The organism is Lacrimispora sphenoides JCM 1415 (assembly GCF_900105615.1).
Lineage (GTDB): Bacteria > Bacillota > Clostridia > Lachnospirales > Lachnospiraceae > Lacrimispora > Lacrimispora sphenoides.
Window position 1 is genome coordinate 2,126,054 of sequence record NZ_LT630003.1, and the last position, 20,071, is coordinate 2,146,124.

The 20,071-nt window shown below is 45.5% G+C and carries 21 protein-coding genes; 7 read left to right on the forward strand and 14 right to left on the reverse strand.

The genetic code is table 11. The features are described from left to right. Positions 1–4 precede the first annotated feature (4 nt). Complete coding sequence (gene sigG, locus BMX69_RS09545) at positions 5–781, forward strand: RNA polymerase sporulation sigma factor SigG (protein WP_025233499.1); 777 nt, start codon at positions 5–7, stop codon at positions 779–781. 143 nt (positions 782–924) lie between these two features. Here the strand turns inward: sigG and BMX69_RS09550 are convergent, their stop codons facing one another. The 8 genes from BMX69_RS09550 to ulaG all read right to left on the reverse strand — a co-directional run bounded on the left by BMX69_RS09550 (position 925) and on the right by ulaG (position 7,845). Then, the gene (locus BMX69_RS09550; RefSeq protein ID WP_100042216.1) at positions 925–1,632 is read right to left on the reverse strand and encodes an L-ribulose-5-phosphate 4-epimerase; all 708 of its coding nucleotides are present in this window, start codon (positions 1,630–1,632) and stop codon (positions 925–927) included. 10 nt (positions 1,633–1,642) lie between these two features. Further along, positions 1,643–2,692 (reverse strand): hypothetical protein, encoded by a 1,050-nt coding sequence (locus tag BMX69_RS09555; protein ID WP_100042217.1) that lies wholly within the window; start codon positions 2,690–2,692, stop codon positions 1,643–1,645. A 14-nt stretch (positions 2,693–2,706) separates the two neighbouring features. Continuing rightward, a complete protein-coding gene (locus BMX69_RS09560; protein WP_054790024.1) occupies positions 2,707–3,549 on the reverse strand; it encodes an L-ribulose-5-phosphate 3-epimerase in 843 nt (280 codons plus the stop codon). After that, the gene (locus tag BMX69_RS09565) at positions 3,549–4,319 is read right to left on the reverse strand and encodes a DeoR/GlpR family DNA-binding transcription regulator (protein WP_092250651.1); all 771 of its coding nucleotides are present in this window, start codon (positions 4,317–4,319) and stop codon (positions 3,549–3,551) included. The genes BMX69_RS09560 and BMX69_RS09565 overlap by 1 nt, the downstream gene beginning before the upstream one ends. A 103-nt stretch (positions 4,320–4,422) precedes the next feature. After that, positions 4,423–4,734, reverse strand: a complete 312-nt coding sequence (locus BMX69_RS09570; RefSeq protein ID WP_025233504.1) for a PTS sugar transporter subunit IIB — start codon at positions 4,732–4,734, stop codon at positions 4,423–4,425. Between the two features lie 26 nt (positions 4,735–4,760). Continuing rightward, positions 4,761–6,248, reverse strand: a complete 1,488-nt coding sequence (locus BMX69_RS09575; protein WP_100042218.1) for a PTS ascorbate transporter subunit IIC — start codon at positions 6,246–6,248, stop codon at positions 4,761–4,763. An 18-nt stretch (positions 6,249–6,266) separates the two neighbouring features. Beyond that, positions 6,267–6,722: a PTS sugar transporter subunit IIA gene (locus BMX69_RS09580; protein WP_025233506.1), complete on the reverse strand. Its 456-nt coding sequence runs from the start codon at positions 6,720–6,722 to the stop codon at positions 6,267–6,269. Between the two features lie 19 nt (positions 6,723–6,741). Then, positions 6,742–7,845 carry an L-ascorbate 6-phosphate lactonase gene (ulaG, locus tag BMX69_RS09585; RefSeq protein WP_100042219.1) on the reverse strand — a complete coding sequence of 368 codons (1,104 nt, stop codon included), beginning with the start codon at positions 7,843–7,845 and terminating at the stop codon, positions 6,742–6,744. A gap of 513 nt (positions 7,846–8,358) precedes the next feature. On the opposite strand from ulaG, the gene BMX69_RS09590 reads away from it, so the two are divergent. Genes BMX69_RS09590 through sufU form a run of 6 tightly spaced genes read left to right on the forward strand, consistent with a single transcriptional unit; the run spans position 8,359 to position 13,756 of the window. After that, positions 8,359–8,853 carry a MarR family winged helix-turn-helix transcriptional regulator gene (locus BMX69_RS09590; protein WP_100042220.1) on the forward strand — a complete coding sequence of 165 codons (495 nt, stop codon included), beginning with the start codon at positions 8,359–8,361 and terminating at the stop codon, positions 8,851–8,853. Between the two features lie 3 nt (positions 8,854–8,856). Then, positions 8,857–9,609 (forward strand): Fe-S cluster assembly ATPase SufC, encoded by a 753-nt coding sequence (gene sufC, locus BMX69_RS09595; RefSeq protein WP_054789979.1) that lies wholly within the window; start codon positions 8,857–8,859, stop codon positions 9,607–9,609. Beyond that, the gene (gene sufB, locus BMX69_RS09600; protein ID WP_174715237.1) at positions 9,609–11,015 is read left to right on the forward strand and encodes a Fe-S cluster assembly protein SufB; all 1,407 of its coding nucleotides are present in this window, start codon (positions 9,609–9,611) and stop codon (positions 11,013–11,015) included. Before sufC ends, sufB begins: the two co-directional genes overlap by 1 nt. 12 nt (positions 11,016–11,027) lie before the next feature. Continuing rightward, a complete protein-coding gene (locus BMX69_RS09605; RefSeq protein WP_100042222.1) occupies positions 11,028–12,113 on the forward strand; it encodes a SufD family Fe-S cluster assembly protein in 1,086 nt (361 codons plus the stop codon). Further along, the gene (locus tag BMX69_RS09610; RefSeq protein ID WP_100042223.1) at positions 12,103–13,335 is read left to right on the forward strand and encodes a cysteine desulfurase; all 1,233 of its coding nucleotides are present in this window, start codon (positions 12,103–12,105) and stop codon (positions 13,333–13,335) included. Before BMX69_RS09605 ends, BMX69_RS09610 begins: the two co-directional genes overlap by 11 nt. Further along, the gene (gene sufU / locus BMX69_RS09615; RefSeq protein ID WP_054789976.1) at positions 13,322–13,756 is read left to right on the forward strand and encodes a Fe-S cluster assembly sulfur transfer protein SufU; all 435 of its coding nucleotides are present in this window, start codon (positions 13,322–13,324) and stop codon (positions 13,754–13,756) included. Before BMX69_RS09610 ends, sufU begins: the two co-directional genes overlap by 14 nt. Before the next feature lie 113 nt (positions 13,757–13,869). Here the strand turns inward: sufU and rsiV are convergent, their stop codons facing one another. The 6 genes from rsiV to BMX69_RS09640 all read right to left on the reverse strand — a co-directional run bounded on the left by rsiV (position 13,870) and on the right by BMX69_RS09640 (position 19,933). Beyond that, a complete protein-coding gene (gene rsiV, locus BMX69_RS09620) occupies positions 13,870–14,739 on the reverse strand; it encodes an anti-sigma-V factor RsiV (protein WP_100042224.1) in 870 nt (289 codons plus the stop codon). Positions 14,740–14,759: 20 nt separating this feature from the next. Continuing rightward, positions 14,760–15,239 (reverse strand): RNA polymerase sigma factor, encoded by a 480-nt coding sequence (locus BMX69_RS09625; protein WP_054789975.1) that lies wholly within the window; start codon positions 15,237–15,239, stop codon positions 14,760–14,762. Positions 15,240–15,388: 149 nt separating this feature from the next. Then, on the reverse strand, positions 15,389–16,129 hold the full coding sequence (gene sigE / locus BMX69_RS09630; protein WP_025233516.1) for an RNA polymerase sporulation sigma factor SigE: 741 nt from the start codon (positions 16,127–16,129) through the stop codon (positions 15,389–15,391). Between the two features lie 27 nt (positions 16,130–16,156). Further along, positions 16,157–17,050 carry a sigma-E processing peptidase SpoIIGA gene (locus tag BMX69_RS09635; RefSeq protein ID WP_025233517.1) on the reverse strand — a complete coding sequence of 298 codons (894 nt, stop codon included), beginning with the start codon at positions 17,048–17,050 and terminating at the stop codon, positions 16,157–16,159. Further along, on the reverse strand, positions 17,031–17,162 hold the full coding sequence (locus BMX69_RS24910) for a hypothetical protein (protein WP_278280721.1): 132 nt from the start codon (positions 17,160–17,162) through the stop codon (positions 17,031–17,033). The genes BMX69_RS09635 and BMX69_RS24910 overlap by 20 nt, the downstream gene beginning before the upstream one ends. Before the next feature lie 131 nt (positions 17,163–17,293). Beyond that, positions 17,294–19,933, reverse strand: coding sequence for a valine--tRNA ligase (locus tag BMX69_RS09640; protein WP_100042225.1), 2,640 nt, complete (start codon positions 19,931–19,933; stop codon positions 17,294–17,296). Between the last annotated feature and the right edge of the window lie 138 nt (positions 19,934–20,071).

Consider the following 20,071-nt stretch of genomic DNA (forward strand, 5'->3'; position numbering starts at 1 on the left):
AGATATGTCTGGATACAAAGTAGAGATTTGTGGTGTCAATACTTCCAAACTTCCTCTTCTTAATAACGAAGAGAAGGAAGTTCTGTTCAAACGGATTCTTGATGGAGATAAAAAAGCCAGAGAAGATTACATCAAGGGAAACTTAAGACTGGTTCTCAGTGTCATACAACGTTTTTCAGGCAGCAATGAAAACGTTGACGACTTATTTCAGATCGGTTGCATCGGTTTAATCAAAGCCATTGATAATTTCGATATTACGCAGAACGTCCGGTTCTCCACCTATGCGGTGCCAATGATTCTGGGCGAAGTACGGCGTTACCTTCGGGATAATAATTCTATCCGCGTCAGCCGGTCCCTGCGTGATACCGCTTACAAGGCAATCTATGCCAAAGAAAATTTAATGAAGAAAAACTTAAAGGAACCTACCCTGATGGAAATCGCCGATGAGATCGGAGTCAGCAAAGAAGACATCACCTATGCTCTTGATGCCATTCAAAGCCCGGTCAGCCTTTATGAGCCGGTCTATTCTGACGGCGGTGATCCTCTATTTGTCATGGACCAGATCAGTGACAAAAAAAACTTAGAGGAAAACTGGGTAGAGGACATCTCCTTAAACGAGGCCATGAGACGCCTTCCCGAGAGGGAGCGCCATATCATTGACATGCGCTTTTTTGAAGGAAAGACACAGACCGAGGTTGCTGAAGAAATCCATATCAGTCAGGCACAGGTAAGCCGTCTGGAAAAAAATGCATTAAAGACAATGAAGAATTACCTTTCTTAGGTAACGGCTTCCTAATAAATACAAGCCCACCTTTCCGCTTAGGAAGGCAGGCTTTTACATATACCGGAGAGATTTCTCCCTCCCTTATGACAGCTTATCAAAAAAGCTTTCTGATATCCCCTCATTTACTTTGTCTTAAAAATCTATCTTACATTCTCCCTATTCTTTTGACCATAATATGCATTGGTCCCATGCTTTCTTAAATAATGCTTATCCTGCAGTTCCTGCGGTGCCGGGATGACATCCGGATTGATCTGTTCACACCGGAAAGCCATTTTGGCTACCTCTTCTAAAACCACTGCATGATGCACAGCCTCTTTGGGATCCTTCCCCCAGGTAAAAGGACCGTGGTTTTTACAGAGGCAGGCCGGTACAGCCATATACTCTTTGTCCTTAAAATAGTCTGCAATCAGAAGTCCCGTGTTTTTTTCATACCCTTCCTCGATCTCTTCCTTTGTCAGGCAGCGAAGGCAGGGAACTTCTCCGTATATATAATCCGCATGGGTAGTGCCATAGCAGGGAATCCCCCGCCCGGACTGGGCCCAGCTGGTTGCCCAGGAAGAATGGGTGTGCACGATTCCGCCGATCTTTGGGAATGCCTTATAAAGTTCCAGATGAGTGGCAGTATCAGAGGAAGGGTTATATTTTCCTTCCACCTTTCTGCCCTCTAAATCCATAACCACCATATCTTCCGGCTTAAGCTGGTTATAATCCACACCGCTGGGCTTAATGACAAACATGCCTCTTTCTCGGTCTATGGCGCTGATATTGCCCCAGGTAAAGGTGACAAGACCGTACTTAGGCAGTTCCATATTGGCTTCGTAAGCAAGCTTCTTTAAGTCTTCTAACATGTTTCTCCTCCTATGGTGTAAGTGTATACATGGCGATTTCATCGGTACCATGATTGGTGGATATGATGATCTCTTTTCCATTATTTGTATACTTGTATACGTTAGCAGGACCGCAATTTCGGTCTATGATCTGTACTTCATAGGATTTCTGCAAGGGATTATAGGTAAATGCCAGAAGATTGCGTCCTCCCTGCCGGTGTCCGATGACCAGGGCCGGTCTGCCGCACAGCAGCCCTCCGAAAATGGCATGGTTGAACTCAGCCGGCTGATCATAAACATAGACCTCCCTGTATTGCCCGTCTGTTTTTTTCCAGATGCTGATTTTATCCCCGTGAAATGGGGAAATCGTGGCTAATTCTTTCTCTCCGTCCTCATCAAAATCCACCAGTACCGCATCACTTGCCGCCTCGTTTATCAGCTGGCGGATTTCCCATTCCCCAGAGGGCTGCTCCGGCGGAATGAACTGGTATACGCCGCTGTCAGAGGATATAATGCTGGTCTGAAGGCCACCATCTTCCACCTTATAATAGCCGTGGTTTTTCAGCATGCCATCCTTAATCACCTTCAATGGAAGCGGATGCTCATCGTTAAATCCGCTTAAGTCTTCAGGCAGGACCGCCCCATATACCTTTCCCGGCGAGGACCAGTCATCTTTAAATTCATGGCCTGACTTTAAGGTACATGCAATCAAATAGTTGATGCCGTTCCGTTCCACAATATGAAACCGGTGGACAAAGGGCAAATTCACTAAAGTCTTTACCTCCCAGCCATTTTGTTCATCAGGGGTCACTATGACAATTTTTGCTTCTTTGGAATCATTGGGAGAATAGAATTTTTGAGTTGCCAGAAACTGTCCGTCCGTACCAGGAACCTGTACCATGGTCATTACACCGCCAGGCTCTGTCCAAATGGTATCTTCTAAATTGCCTTCTGCATCAAACAACAGACAGCGGTCGACTTTTTCCGCCGCAACCAGGATGTGATCGGTCCCTTTGTAACGAAGCGGGGCTATGGAATAGCATTTCGTTAAATTTCCCATCACCTTTTTTTCAATCTTCATTTATTTACTCCCTTTCATTCCTGCTCCTTTAATATTCCGGACATTTTAAGATTTGCCGCAACCAGATCTTCCTTCCAGGAGGAATTTCCCGTGTACCAGAATTCCGCTACATAGATCCTCACTCCGAGCTTCCATGCAGTCTCAATGGCCTTTTTAAAGTCTACATGGCCCTCGCCGTAAGGAACCTCACGGAATATGCCTGGTTTCGTCTCTTTTAAATGCATGGCGGCAAGCCGCCCGCTTCCAAGCTTTAAATCCTCCAATACGTCCGTTCCATTGGTAAACGCGGCATTTGTTATATTCCCGATATCAGGATAAACATTTAAGTAGACAGAGGAAACCTGCTTCACATATTTCATGGCTTTTTCCACTGTATTCATGAATCCGGTCTCCATGGTTTCAAATGCAAGTACCACACCGGCGGATGCAGCCATTTCGGCAGCTTTTTTTAGGTTGTCAGTAAAATACCGCCTCGTTTCTTCATCCGATTTTTCATAGTACACATCGTATCCGGCCAGTTGGATGATCCTGATTCCCAGATCCGATGCCAGTTCTATGGCTTTGCTCATGATTTCTATACTTTTTTTCTTGACTTCCGGGTCATGGCTTCCCAGGGGATACTTCCGGTGTCCGCTTAAACACATGGTACCAATGGGAATACCTGCATCCTTTGTCAGTTTTATCAGTTCCAGACGTTCCTTTTCTGTCATTTCCAGACGTTCCAGCTTCTCCTCAGTTTCGTCTATACTCATTTCCAGGAAATCAAAACCGGCGCTCTTTGCGGCTTCCAGTTTTTCTTTCCAGCTTAATTCAGCCGGCATTGACTTTTCATACAACCCAAGTGTATAGGTTTTCATTAAAAACCTCCTTTTTTCACCTGGTGGATCTGCACTCCAGCCTCCTTAAATTCTTTTAAAATTTCTTCAGGCGCCTTTTCATCCGTAATCAAATGCTGAACTTTGCCTATGCTGCAGCTTGAAAAGCTGCTGTTCTTTCCTATCTTTGTATGATCGGCCAGGATATACAGCTCGCTTCTTGTGTGTTCGATCATTAATTCGTTTAAACACACCTCATTCATGATCTCGGTCGTCATCCCGGACATAACGGAAATACCGGAACACCCCATAAATGCCTTTTTGGCATAGATGTTTTGAAGGTTCCTGACCGCAAGATCTCCTACCATGGCTTCTTTCGGGTAGCGAAGCTCGCCGCCGGTGAGAATAATATTTACACCGGCTCCATGTTCACTGTTAATCGCTTTTCCATTGTTGGTTATGACCGTCACATTCCTGCTCTTGATATATTCCAGTATCTGCAGGGCAGTGCTGCTGGTGTTAATAAACAGCGTGTCATTATCATCTACCAACGTTGCAGCATAGCTGGCAATCAGCCGTCTGTAAAGTAATATTTCATTTGCCTGCGCAGGGCCCTTTTCAATGGGAATGGCGCCGCCATGACAGCGTTTTAAAAGCTTCCTGTCTTCCAGATACTGCAGATCTCTTCGAACTGTTATCACAGAAATCCCGCATTGTTCTGCCAAGCTGTTCACGGATACCTTGGGACTGTTTCTTACGATATCCAATATATGCTCTCTTCGCTCCTCCACAAGGGCGTATTCTCTTTTCATAGGCTCACCTGCACTTTTATCAATATTTGATTACTGTTACGATCCACCGTTTATTGGATACCGTCTGCCAGGAAAAAACACCGGCAGACGAAAATTATATACATTAACCTTCCTGAATGATTCCCTGTTCTTTTAATTTGGTTTCAATCTCCGGAGCAGACATCACATTCTTAAGTCCAACGATCTTAATGCCTTTTTTCTCAGCATCTGCAAACATATCTTTAAAGTTCTGTGCACAAACCACTACATCGTACTGGGGAGCGGATCCTTTTCCTTCTGAAAGAGCGCAATGATGTACCTTTGTCGCTTTGATATTATGCTTCTTTAACACTTTCTCCAAGGTCATCTGTGCCATCAGGCTTGAGCCTGCCCCATTTGCGCAACATACCAAAAAGCTTAAATTTTTACCTGCCACGAGAAAACCCTCCTTAATCTCATTTACTATTTATTTGCCTTCATTTCTTTATACGCTTCATAATCCTCTGTCATAAGGAAATAACCTTTTTTATCCTTCCAATACTGGATCTGCGGAATGGCAAGGAGTGCAACCAGCACGATTCCAATACCAATGTAGCTTAAATATTTCATGACTACGGTAAATACCGGCCATATGACCGCCCAGTCCCACATTCCCAAGTATCCGCCATAGGCTGCCATGCCTACCCAGCCTGCAATAAATGCAGATCCGAATACCTGGCATAATCCGGAGAAGAAGGGAAGAATCAGGGCTGCCTTAAATCCGCCCTTTTCATTTGCAAAAACACCGATGGTGGCGTTATCAAAGAAAACAGGAACGAAACCGCATATAACAAGCACCGGACTCTTTAACAGAATCAGCGCAACAATAGCCAGAATCTGTCCGACAAAGCCTGATAAGAATCCCAGGGTCACGGCATTGGCCGCACCAAATCCAAAGATTACGGCACAGTCCACTCCCGGTACAGACCCAGGGAGAATTCTGTCTGCAATTCCCTGGAACGAAGCTGTCAGCTCCGCCACAAAGGTACGCACACCTAATTGCAGAATTGCCAGATACACCGCAAAATATAAACAGGTTTGAAGGACATAGAAGAACATGCTGGCTCCCTCTTTCATAAACTCTCCTTCAACCAGATAATCCCGGCCAAGGATACAGAGGATCGCTCCGAAGAAGATAACCATTAAGATGGAAGTACAGACCATATTGTCATTAAAGATGGACATAAAACCTGGCAGCTCAATATCTTCAATCTTCCTGATTTCTTTTCCATTGTTTTTCTTGCTTTCTTTTCCAAAGAGCTTGCCTGCAAGATAGTAGCTGAGTGCAACACCGAACATCTGCTGATGAGCCAGACAGAAGCCGGCACCGTCCGTATCCTCCTGGCACGGCTTGATTGTCAGGTTTGACCCTACAGCCCAGTAGGCTCCTAAAAGAAGGGCCATTACCACAAGCATGGCAACTCTTCCGTTTAACAGGAACGGACAGGCAAACATGATCAGCCAGTATGCGGTAGCAGCCTGCTGGACCTGTACATTTCCGGTGGTAAACAGTGCACGGAGCTTGGTATATTTAGAAAAACGCACAAGAAGAATGTTGACGATAAAGGCGATGAACAACAGAATCATCGCATCACCAAATCCTTTTCCAAACACTTCCTCAACGCCGGCTGTAACAGCATTCTGGCCAAAATACGGATCAATTACCATGGCATTCATCTGGAACCTGTCTTTTAAGCCTACCAATACCGGCCGGAAGTTGTTTACCAGTCCGCCGGAACCAACCATTAAGATCAAATAACCCACGATCGCTTTCAAAGTCCCAGCAAGTATATCATACCACGGTTTTCTCAGCAAGATGTAACCAATCATAACGATCAGACCAATCATAAATGCCGGCTGCTGCAATACGTTTGTGGCAAAAAAAGTCCATACCTTCAATAAAATATCCATTGCATTACCCCCTTCTCCCTAATCCAAATATCGTTCCTGTATTCTCAGTAAATCTTCTGAATCTTTGGCTTTTTTCAGTTCGGCGATCACTTCCTCATTGCCCAGCAGCTCCGATAACCGGCTCATATTATTTAAATGCTGATCCGGATTACAGGAGGCCAGGGTAAAGAAAAGCTGTGCATCCTTTTCCGGGTCCTCTGCATCAAAGCTGACCGGCTTTTCCAGTTTCATGAAGGCGATCGTAGTCTTATGCACGCCTTCTGCCCCCTCCTGGGAATGAGGCATTGCAATGTCCGGTAAAATGATGATATAAGGGCCGTATTTTTTAATACAGGCAATGATCTCTTCCTTATAATTCTCTTCGACTGTCCCGTCCTCTTCCAGACATTCACAGCTCATCCGGACTGCATCCTCCCAGTCCTTTGCTTCTCTGGCAAACTTATAATGTTTCTTCTCCACAAAATCTCTCAGCATGGTTTCTCCTTTTTCCTGATTACAAAAGTGAACGGAACGGAATATTCTGAGGTGCTTCAAAGCAATCCTCAAAGCCTCTTTCATGATGATAAGCCAGCTTGTCCTTGTCTCTGGGATAAACGTATTTTCCGCCTACTTCCCAGAAGAACGGGTGAAACTTATAAGCCAGCCGATCCTTCTTCATATGATAGAGTACCCTGATTTCATTCACGTCTGCCATGAAATTGGTCCATACATCATAATGAATGGGGATTACCACCTTACATCTTAAAGCTTCAGCCATGCGGAGGATATCACAGGAGGTCATCTTATCTGCCATTCCTACCGGATTTTCTCCATAAGAACCAAAAGCAACATCAATGTCATAATCCTTTCCGTGTTTTGCAAAGTAAATGGAGTAATGGGAATCGCCGCTGTGATAAATATTTCCGCCAGGCGTTTTGATCAGATAATTTACCGCCTTTTCATCCATATCCATGGGACACTTTCCCATCAGCTCCTCCCGGTCCGGGCCGGTGGAATCCGTTGTTACAAGGCAGGTCCTGTCAAAGGAATCCAGTGCCACTATTTCAATATCCTTTATCCTGATGCTGTCTCCGGGCACTACTGTAATACACCGGTCCGCAGGAACCCCCCATTTCTGCCACAGCTCAACGGATTTCTTAGGGCCGATAAAAGGAACCGGAATTTCTTTTCCATTCTCATCTACGGTTGTTATATTGCTTTGGATCACATGGGCAGCATATTCCGGGCTCATATGATCCTGGTGGTAATGGGTTGCCAGAACTGCATCTACATGCTTAACAGCAAACGGATCGAGTACAAAAGGAACTGCCCTTAAATTAGGCTGCATCTTTCTTGCACCGCACATATTTGCCATCTGATGACCCTCAGCCATCTTACCGTTTCCATGAGAACGCTTTCCGTTACCGCACCACAAATCCACGGTAATGTTGCAGCCGCCCGGTGTTTTAAACCACATGCCCGTACAGCCCAGCCACCACATAGCCACTGTTCCGGGTTCCACTGTCTCATGTTCAATTTCTTCATTCAGCCAGGTTCCCCATTCAGGAAACGTGCTCATGATCCAGCTTTCCCTTGTGATTTCTTCCACTTTGCTCATCTAAACATCCTCCCTTGCTTTTTACGATCGTTTTATGATCGATTATGTTCGTATTTATCTTTACATGTAGATAATAACATTAGGATACGAGTTTTTCAAGAGCGTTAAATGACCGTTTATATATTTTATGTTCGTTTTAAATATTTTGTGTATTTTATACATTTTTATCGCACTCATTTATGCATATTTTTCATATAAATAAAACTAATTATTTTTTCAAATACACTTTTCACAATATTGCATGTTTTATAATCCACATATAATCATTTCCGTGTAACTTCACCGTTTTATATTATGATTATATAATCGTAGCTGCATTCAAGGCATTGTAATATTTGGCTTAACAATAAATAATAAAAAGATGCACATTCTCTCACCCATCAAGTAAGAAATCGTCTATATTCTTTAGTAGCTAAAGTATATTGACAGCAGATTCTTTAGGTGCTATACTAAATTCGAAATTAAAATCAACATCAGCCATTGTTTCGTAAAAATATTGGAGGGAAAAAGAACATGGAATGTAAATTAATTGGGAATTTATTTGAAGTTATAGCTATGATCACGGATGAGCAGAGAATCCCTCAAATATATAGCGACTCAAATTTGCTTTATCACGCAGAACTGAGCCTGATAGATGCGATTTATGACCATCCCGATGCAAATGCACGTATGCTATCGGAAATTATGGGCGTTACGCAAGGCGCGATTACTCAGATGACGGTAAAGCTGACAGAAAAGAAACTGATTGAAGGATATAAAATGCCCGGGAATAAGAAAGAAAAATATTACAGACTTACAGCGGAGGGGGAGCAGGTAAGGGTTAAGCATCAGGAATACCATAGCGAAGCTAACCAAAAGCTGTGTCAATATTTCTGTTCTCTCAGCGATGCCAACGCAAGGGTTATTCTGGATTTTTTCGAAAAAGTAAAGGAATGTATGCCTATCAGTGAGTTTGCCTGTCAATCAGGCGGTATCTGCGGAAACGGGATAGAAAGGAAGGAGGAATAAGACATGCTTACTATTTCTAAATTAAGAGCTTATGCAGGTGATAACGAAATCCTCAAGGGGGTAGATTTAACAATAAATCCAGGAGAGACCCATGTGATCATGGGACCGAACGGTGCGGGGAAATCTACGCTGGCGAGTGTCATCATGGGACATCCGAACTATACGGTGACGGAAGGCCGCATCGTATTTGAAGGAAAAGACATCACCTGTACCAAAACAGATGAAAGGGCAAGAAGCGGCATCTTTATGACATTTCAAAATCCTGAGGAAGTAGACGGGATCACGGTGGAAAGCTTTCTGCGCACGGCGCGGTATGCGGTTACCGGTAACAACGAGCGGGCCTGGGACTTCCACAAGGAATTAAAAGAGCTTATGGCGCGTCTGGATTTTGACGAGAGTTACGCCACAAGGTACTTAAACGTCGGGTTTTCGGGCGGGGAAAAGAAGAAGCATGAAATATTGCAGATGCTGGCGCTTCACCCAAAGCTGGCTATTTTGGATGAAACAGATTCCGGCCTGGATGTTGACGCTGTCAAAACGGTATCAGAGGGTGTACGAAGCTATAAAAATGAAGAAAACGCACTGCTGATCATCACCCATAGCACGAAAATTTTAGAAAGTATCAATGTTGATATGGTACATATATTGATTGACGGGCAGATTATCAAAACCGGAGATGCCTCGCTGATTGTTGAGGTGAACCGCAGCGGCTTCACTTCTCTCTCACCTTCCAAAGCGGCTGAGGAGGTGACATGATGGAACGTAAAAAAACACAGGTTGAGGAAATCAACCGTGACGCCTATGACATTGCAAACCCGGAAAACGCCGCGTATAAAGTAGATAAAGGACTGACTGCGGAAATCGTTACCGATATATCCACAGGAAAAAACGAACCGGGCTGGATGTTGGAACACAGGTTACAATCCCTCGCCGTTTATGAACGGCTTCCTCTGCCAAATTGGGGACCAAGCCTTCACGAATTGGATATGAACCATATAGTTACCTATGTACGCCCAAATATGGCGATGACGGATGACTGGAACCAGGTTCCCGATGAAATTAAGCAGACATTTGACCGGCTGGGCATCCCCGAAGCGGAAAAACTGGCGCTCTCAGGCGTGGGTGCACAGTATGATTCTGAGGTTGTTTATCACAGCATTAAAGAAGAGATGCGCCAGCAGGGTGTGATTTACACCGATATGGATACCGCACTCCATGAGTACGAGGATATCGTAAAAAAACATTTTATGAAACTGCTACCCGCCACGGCACATAAATTTGCTGCATTGCATGGTGCGGTCTGGTCGGGCGGGTCCTTTGTCTATGTGCCAAAGGGGGTCGAGGTTCATATGCCGCTGCAATCCTATTTCCGGCTCAACGCGCCGGGAGCCGGTCAGTTCGAGCATACACTGATTATTCTGGAGGAAGGTGCACGGCTACATTTCATTGAGGGTTGTTCCGCTCCCCGGTATAACGCGCTGAATCTGCACGCCGGCTGTGTGGAGCTTTATGTGGGGGAAGACGCAACGCTGCGGTATTCTACCATCGAAAACTGGTCGAGGAATATGATGAACCTCAATTCAAAGTGCGCGGCAGTGGAAAAAAACGGCGCAATTGAGTGGGTTTCCGGTACATTTGGCTCCCATATCACCATGCTGTATCCCAGCAGTATTTTGCGGGGAGAAGGGGCCAGAAGCGAGTTTACGGGTATCACCTTTGCCGCCGCGGGACAAGAACTGGATACTGGCACTAAGGTGATTCACGCCGCACCGAATACTTCATCCACGGTATCGTCAAAATCCATCTCCAAAAGCGGCGGGAAAGCCATCTACCGCAGCGCTGTTACTGTTTTGCCCGAGGCGAAAAACAGCAAATCCAGCGTAAGCTGTGAATCCCTCATGCTGGATAGCGAGAGCCGCTCAGACACAATCCCTGTGATGGATATACGAAATGACGAAGTGGATATCGGACACGAAGCAAAAATCGGTTGCATCAGTGAGGAAACGGTTTTTTACCTGATGACGAGGGGAATTGACGAAAATGAAGCCAAGGCGCTGATTGTCCGCGGTTTCGTGGAACCTATTACAAAGGAGCTTCCTTTGGAATACGCCGTGGAAATGAACAGGCTGGTGGCCCTTGAATTTGAGGGCGGCATCGGTTAAGAGGAGGTTGGCATGAATCATACATTAGAAAGGCTCAATAAGCTGCAGGTTTCAACATGGAACATGCTCAAAATAAACGATACGTCCGTAGCGATCGATCTTGACGGTATGCCCGCCTATACCGGGAATCCACTGCAAAAGAATTATTCCGGGTTACGGATCAGCCGTGAACCTGCATTGGAAGTAACAGAAAATCCTCCGGCCAGCCTTCGTGATATCAAAGGATACGCAGCGGCGTTCTGCAATTACCGCCTGTATATCACGATCCCGGCAGGGTTCGTGGCAAAGGAACCGATCATGCTGGACTTTCATCTCGACGGCAGCAACGCTTTCCTGTCGGATGAGTTGATTATCTGCGCGGAAGCCGGAAGCAGCGCTACCCTAGTGATCAGGTATGCGTCTGACGGCGGTGCAAACTGTTTCCACTGCGGATACACATCGCTTCATGTAAATGCAGACGCAAATATCACGCTGATAAAGGCGCAAAGATTGGCGGAGAATCATACAGGCGTTGACGCAACAGAGGTAAACGTAGATGCAGGTGCAGCCGCCCATGTAGTTCTGATTGAAGGAGGGGCAGAAAAATCCGTTTCCGGCTGCAGCGTCCAGTTAGCAGGAAATGGCGCATCCGCTGATTTAGACGGCGCTTATGCCGTAAACCGCGAAAGGGCGCTAGATTTCAATTACCGTATTGAATACAAGGCCAAAAATACGCAGGGTAATATCAACATCCGGGGCGCGCTGTTTGACAAGGCACACAAAACGGCAAAAAGCACGCTTGATTTTCTTCCTGGTGCGGCAGGAGCAAAAGGCCGGGAAGAAGAAAGCGTAATGGTACTCGGTTCTGATACGATCAATCTTTCCGCACCGTTACTCTTGTGCGGCGAAGATGACGTGGAAGGGCAGCACGCCACCACCACCGGAAAAATTGACGAGAACAAGCTATTTTACCTGATGAGCCGCGGTATAGAAAAAAGAGAGGCACGTAAGCTGATTGCAATGGCGTCATTCAATTCTGTTTTGGAAAACATAGTGCCAGACAGCTTGCGGGAAGATATTTCCTTATTCATTCAGGAGGTGCTGGACAATGCGAACTAACTACTCAGAGGATTTTCCTCTGCTTAAAAACAGCACGGTAAACGGAAAAAGACTGGTCTATCTTGACAACGCTGCTACCACTCAAAAGCCCACACAGGTGATTGAATCCTTGAGAAAATATTATGAACAGTATAACGCCAACCCCCATCGCGGGGCATATCCCTTAAGCGAGAAGGCAACGGAGCTTTACGAAACCGCACGGGATAAGGTAGCGGGCTTCATAGGCGCGGGTAGTACAGAGGAAGTCGTGTTTACGAAAGGAACCACCGAATCCCTCAATCTCGTGGCTGGCATTTATGGTATGGATGTCCTCCAGGAAAACGATGAGATTTTGATCTCCATCGCGGAACATCACAGTAATTTAATCCCGTGGCAGACTGTGGCAAAAGCAAAAGGCGCACGGCTTAGATATCTTTACACCGATGAAAACGGAAAGCTGAAACCGGAAGAAATTGCCGCGAACATCACCTCCCGGACCAGGATCGTCGCTGTCGCACAGGTTTCTAACGTATTAGGAATCGTCAATCCGATTGGGGAACTCATCAAAAGGGCCCATGAGGCCGGCGCAGTTGTCGTTTTGGACGCGGCGCAGAGCATACCCCACATGCCGGTCAACGCGCAGGCATTGGATGTAGATTTTCTGGCTTTTTCGGGTCATAAGCTGTACGCTCCCATGGGGATCGGTGTCTTATACGCAAAAAAAGAGCATTGGAGCAAAATGCAGCCGCTGCTCTTTGGCGGCGGGATGGTGGACGTTGTGAGCGAGCAGACTGCCACCTTCATGGACGGCCCCGCGAAATTTGAGGGCGGTACACAAAACGTGGAGGGTGCAGTTGGCCTGCACTCTGCAATTGATTACTTGGAAACTATCGGTTATAAGCAGATTGAAGAGGTTGAACATGAGCTGACTGGGTATGCGCTTGCACAGCTTAATACTATGCCCCATGTTACCGTTTACGGCAGGGAAAGCGGCTCTAACCGCACGGGCGTCATTTCCTTTAATATTGACGGGGCGCATCCCCATGATGTATCGACAATACTCAGTGCGGATGGCGTGGCAATACGTTCAGGGCATCATTGCGCTCATCCGCTGATGAGGCATATGGGCGTAAACGCCACTTGCCGTGCCAGCCTGTGCTTTTACAATACCAAAGAGGATATCGATGTTTTGATAGAATCCTTAAGCAAGGTCAGGGAGGTGTTGAAACTTGGAACTAAATGAGATTTATACGGAAATAATCACCGAACATAGCACATCCACAAGAAACCGCCGCCATCTGGAACAGGCCAGCGTTAGCCTGGCAGGGAAAAATCCAAGCTGCGGGGATGAAATAGAACTTGAGCTGCTGATCGACCATGGCCGGATCACGGACGCCTCCTATACCGGCACAGGCTGCGCGATTTCCCAGGCATCAGCTTCCATGATGGTTGACTTGATAAAAGGAAAGTCTCTCTCTGAGGCAAAATACCTCGCGGAATTGTTTACCGCGATGATACAGCGTAAAACTACAAATGACAAGGACTTAGAACCGCTTGAAGAAGCAGCCGCATTGAAAAGCATTTCTAATCTGCCCGCGCGGGTAAAGTGTGCAGCCATGCCATGGCACACTCTTGAAACAGCCGTAGAGGTTTCTGATACTTAATAGCTTCCCAGATGTGCAGTGCCTGAAGTACGAAATGCCGCAAACCCTAAGGGTTTGCGGCATTTCTTTCTGCATACTTGCTGTCATCAGGAACTAGGTTCCAGATCTATCATTTAAAATCCTGTCACATCTTTTGGTATGGTAAACTCAACTGCGCCCATGTATCCCGGCGCCACTTCATATTCGTCAAATACGATTACGATTTCACCATTCTCATTAAAATAAAAGCTTTCATCCCCGGTGATCAGGTTAAATTCATCCACGTAATCCTCTCCCGTATTATAAAAGTACATCTTGGAATCATCCGCAGCCATCTGCTCTTCCATCTGTTTTTTGATGTTATCGCTGATGGCAGTAATGTAGTCGGCCTTATCCTTCATCAGATCCTTTAAAGACACCACATTTCCTGTTTCTTTATCAATGGTAAAGATCTTTACATACTCCGCTCCGCTGGCCATGATAACGGTTGTATTGATCCGCAGGGAGAGGTACTTTTCGTTGTCTGTCACAACATCATAGCTGGAGGTCACGGAATAGTGGCCATCTCCAACCTGATCACCTGCCACCTGTTTTTCATATTCCGCAATCAGCTGATTGGCATAGTCTTCGATGGAACGGTTAACCTTTACATTATCCTTTTCATTGATGGAAACCTTTGGGATATCTATTTTAGCCTCATAATTATTATTGGTATCCTCAAAGGTACGGAATGTAACAACCTTTGCGATTGCGCCTAAAACCGGGATTTCTTCCATGGCATTGGCAGTAACCGGGCTGGCATTTGCCATAATTACAATAGCTGCCATCGCTGCTGCCGCTGATATACCTGTTCTTTTTGTCAATTTCATCATCTTCGTTATCCTCTTTTCTTTTTTTGCTCTCTCAATTCCTGCCGCCACGCCTGCTCGGGCAGCCTCCGGCACAGGAATATTATGGTAACTATCTTTCATTCTTAACAGTCTTTCCTCATCACTGCGTTCCATAATAACTGCTCCTTTCTATCCTAAGTAACCTCTGGTTCCAATATGATCTTCAGTTTCTTCAGCGCCCGGTAAAGCCTGGCTTTTACGGTGCTCACGTTCATCTCCAGAATTTGAGCGATTTCTTCCAGTTTCCATTCCTCCATATATTTCAAAATCACGATTATACGATCCTTTTCCTCTAAAGAACTTAAAAGCTCCAAGGGGTCATCTTCCTTATAGCTGTCTTCATGTGGAATCTCAACCTCATCAAAGCTTACGCTTTCCTTTTTCTGCTTCCTTAAAAAGTCAATGGATGCATTTATAACGATCCGGTGAATCCAGGTCGACAGATATATTTCTTCTTTCAGTTTCCTGCATTCCTTAATTACCCGGTATGCACTCTCCTGAACGATATCCAAGGCATCCTGTTCATTTTTTACATAGCTGTACGCAAGCCGGTAATAAGATTCATAATTTTTCAAAAGGATTCGTTCTGCCTCTTCTTCAATCTTTTGTTTCATTTCTTCCTCCTCTCTGGGGTTCTATCTATTAGACGTATTATAACTCAAAAAAGTTTCATTATTTACAAAAAAAGGAAAGACTTTATTTTTAATATAAACAGAGCAGGGTATATAATTTCTATATACTCTGCTCTGTTAAGTTTGCCTTCTTACTCAAACCGCACTATTTCTTTTTTTAACCTCTTCATAATTTTCTTTTCCAGCCTGGATATATAGGACTGGGAGATCCCCAGTAAATCCGCAACCTCTTTCTGGGTCATTTCCTCTCCTTCCTCATCTGTGAGTCCAAACCGCAGCTCTACGATCTTTCTCTCCCTTGGGCTTAACCGGCTGATGGCTGTATTTAAAAGGTTCCGTTCCACCTCGGTTTCTAAATCCTTATAGATGACGTCTTCCTCGGTTCCGAGAATATCTGATAAAAGGAGCTCGTTCCCATCCCAATCCACGTTCAAAGGCTCGTCAATGGAAACCTCCATCTTGGTCTTGTTATTCCGGCGCAGGTACATGAGTATTTCATTTTCAATGCAGCGGGAGGCATAGGTGGCCAATTTAATGTTTTTATTTGGATTAAACGTATTGATAGCCTTAATGAGTCCAATGGTACCTATGGAAATTAAATCCTCCACCCCAACACTGGTATTATCAAACTTCTTCGCTATGTATACCACAAGACGGAGATTATGTTCAATCAACTCTGATTTTGCTCTCTGATCATCATCACTGCCAAGGAGCGCAATAATCTGTGCTTCTTTTTCATTGTCCAGAGGCGGAGGAAGAATATCAGCTCCTCCTATGTAATGAACCTCCCCCTGTGACGGCATCATCAATGTTTTAAATGTTGGAATTGCCTTAAACTGGAAACGGTTTGGTACGGATACTTTTATAATCATTGATACTCTCTCCTTTACTTCGTTCACTCACTCTTCATGCAGCAGCATCTGATATTCTCCATTTACGGATAATGTCTTTTTGCTTACGGCCACCAGAGGCCTTTCAATCACCTTCACTTCATCCCCTTGACGTACCTCCATCTCATCCAAAAAGATTCCGGGCAGCATACCGTCACTTTTCCCAACGCTACCGTAGGGAATGTAGACAACCTCCGACACACTTTCGCAAAGCTCCCGGACAGCCTCATAAGTCACAACATGGACGGCCCGACGGCTTACCGGTTCATACAGTCTGTTTCCTGTATCAAGCAGAGCCGTTACTACCTTTTTCTTTCCTCTGTAATGCATGGTAACTTCATAAAAATTGTTCTTTCCCTTTAGCATGGCGGTAATCTGCCGCAGAAAGCAGCGGATTCCGAAGTAAGTACCCGCCGCAATAAAAATCAACCGGTAAAAGGGTATGGCTTTCTGACCATTTCCTCTAAGAATCTGTTCTATATAATAGCCGGCCTTCGTATGCTGATATAGGGCATCCATTATGCCTGCCGTTGTTACTGCAGCCAGATAAAGAGCACATACTGCTTTCCCTATTTCCTTTGGTCTTTTTACGTCGAAAGCCGTCATCACCATCAGGGTGCTCACCGCCAGATAGGTTATTACCATCTCAAGCCACAGGGGTAAAAATGGAAAAGCGGCAGCAAACACAGCCCAAGCTGCCCCCAAAATAGCCCCGAGAATCATTCTCCACCATATGAGACGATACTTCATCCCCCGTCTGACAATGGATAATACCAGGAAATCCATGGCAAAATTAGTTAAGAACAATACATCAATATACAGGTTTATTTCCGTCGCCGCTTTCACCTCCCGCCCTGTACGAACATTATAGCCAGTAAGCCATTCAGAATTTGTCAAAACCATGGGGATGATTCCAATTTTTTATCGCCTTTTTCCATCCTGCCACGGCATTTGCCGACAGATTCTTACAGACCACACGTTCCCCTTTTGTCCATTCCTCTTCTCTTCCTGACAAATGGACAAAAATCAAAAAGGACGCTTTCTCCCATGGCTGCGCAACAAAAAACAGCCGGCCACAGCATTTTCTGCCATGTTCGACTGTTTTTCACATTCTATTTAAGATTGTCGATTTTCCAAGATGGGGATTTAAGAGAGCTGAGAAAGTCTCTCCTTTACCTGATCCATCATCTGAGCATATTTCTGAAGCTTAGCCTTTTCCTCTTCAATCTTGGCTGCCGGGGCCTTGCTTACGAACTTTTCGTTGTTAAGCATGCCCTCAACACGGGCCAGCTCCTTGCTTAAGCGCTCTTCTTCCTTCTTTAAACGTTCTACTTCTTTTTCAATATCCACCAGTTCCGCAAAAGGCATGTAGATGACTGCCTGATGAATGACCGCTGATACGGCATCGTCTGATATTCCACTTTTATCCTTTTGTAAATAAACCTCACCGGCATAACCCAGAGTAGCGAAAAATACCTTGCTGTGTTCAAAGATATCAAGAATCTCCTGATTCTCAGAAACAACATAAACCTTTGCTTTTCTGCTAGGCGGAACATTCATGGAGGTACGTACATTCCGGATTCCTCTTACAGCTTCCTTAATGGTTTCAACCGCATGCTCCTCGGTTTCAAAGCTCCATGCCTCTTTGTACTCAGGCCAGCTGGAAATCATAATGGACTCCTCTTCGTCCTGAAGATTGCAGAAGATTTCCTCGGTAAGGAACGGCATATAAGGATGAAGAAGCTTTAAGGAGTTAATAAGCACGGTTTTCAGCGTCCAGATGGCCGCCGCTTTTGTCTGATCATTATCGTCCCACAGCCTTGGCTTCACCATCTCGATATACCAGTCACAGAATTCTTCCCAGATAAAGTCATAGACCTTTTGAAGGGCGATTCCTAACTCATACTTATCCAGGTTTTCCGTTACATCCTTTGCAAGGGTGTTCGCCTTGGACAGGATCCATCTGTCCGCAATGGTAAGTTCTGAAAGCTCTGCCTTTGCTTCCGGTGCTTTTTCAATATTCATCATAATGAAACGGGAAGCATTCCAAACTTTATTGGCAAAGTTTCTGCTTGCCTCTACGCGCTCCCAGTAGAAACGCATGTCATTGCCAGGTGCATTGCCGGTGATCAGGGTCATTCGCAGGGCATCGGCTCCGTACTTTTCAATAACCTCCAGAGGATCGATACCGTTTCCTAAGGATTTACTCATCTTGCGGCCTTCGGAATCCCTCACCAGGCCGTGCATCAGCACCGTATGGAATGGAAGCTTTCCGGTCTGCTCGATTCCGGAAAATACCATGCGGATTACCCAGAAGAAAATAATGTCGTAGCCTGTAACCAGTACATCAGTTGGGTAGAAGTATTCTAAGTCCTCTGTTTTTTCCGGCCAGCCTAAGGTGGAGAAAGGCCAGAGAGCAGAAGAAAACCAGGTGTCAAGGGTATCCTCATCCTGAGTCAGATGGGTTCCTCCGCATTTGGGACATACGGTTGGAACTTCTTTCGATACAATGATCTCTCCGCACTGATCACAATAATATGCCGGGATGCGATGTCCCCACCAAAGCTGTCTGGAAATACACCAGTCACGGATATTTTCAAGCCAATGAAGATATGACTTATCAAATCTATCCGGAACGAATTTCAGTTCTCCTGTTTTTAAAGCCTCAATTGCAGGCTTTGCCATCTCTTCCATCTTAACAAACCACTGCTGCTTTACCATCGGCTCTACGGTGGTCTTACAGCGGTCATGGGTTCCTACCGCATGGGAATGGGGAGCCACCTTAACCAAAAGACCCAGCTCCTCAAGATCCTTCACAATGGCTTTTCTGGCCTCATAACGCTCCATGCCATGATATTTGCTTCCCGGAAGGTTGATGGTGGCATCGTCATTCATAACGTTGATTTCGGGCAGGCTGTGTCTCTTACCTACCTCAAAGTCATTGGGGTCGTGGGCCGGGGTGATCTTCACACAGCCGGTACCGAATTCCTTATCTACATAGGAATCTGCTACCACCGGTATCTCCCTGCCTGTAAGCGGAAGCTCTAACATCTTACCGATAAGGTCCTGATAGCGCTCATCTTCCGGATTAACTGCCACCGCAGTATCTCCAAGAAGGGTTTCCGGCCTGGTGGTTGCAATCTCCACAAACCTGCCTTCTTCTCCTGCAATGGGATAATTGATATGCCAGAAGAAGCCATTCTGGTCATCATGCATCACTTCCGCATCCGAAATGGAAGTCTGGCAAACCGGGCACCAGTTTACGATACGGGAACCTTTATAAATATAACCTTTTTCATAGAGCTTGATAAAAACTTCCTGAACAGCTGCTGAACAGCCTTCATCCATGGTAAAACGCTCTCTGTCCCAGTCAGCAGAGGATCCCAGCTTATGAAGCTGGTTGATGATCCTGCTGCCATAATCTTTTTTCCAGTCCCAGCATTTTTCCAGGAAGCCATCCCTGCCCAGTTCCTCTTTGTCAATCCCCTGAATCTTTAAGCTTTCAATGACCTTTACTTCCGTTGCAATGGCCGCATGGTCTGTACCTGGCTGCCACAGGGCCTCGTAGCCTTGCATCCTCTTAAAGCGGATCAAAATATCCTGCATGGTGTTGTCAAGTGCATGCCCCATGTGAAGCTGTCCAGTAATATTAGGAGGCGGCATTACAATGGTAAAGGGCTTTTTATCCTTGTTTGGTTCTGCATGGAAATACTTCTTATCCAGCCATTTCTCATAAAGCTTGCCTTCAATCCCTGCCGGATTATAGGTCTTCTCCAATTCTTTCATCATGTTCTCCTTCCTGCTGACCGCCATATATTCCGGGCTTAATCGTATGCCCTTGGGCGGAATTGCGCTTCCAAAGCGGAGCGCTTTGTATAACAGGAAATTCCAAATAGATTTCCCAGTATACAAAAAAAGCCCTCT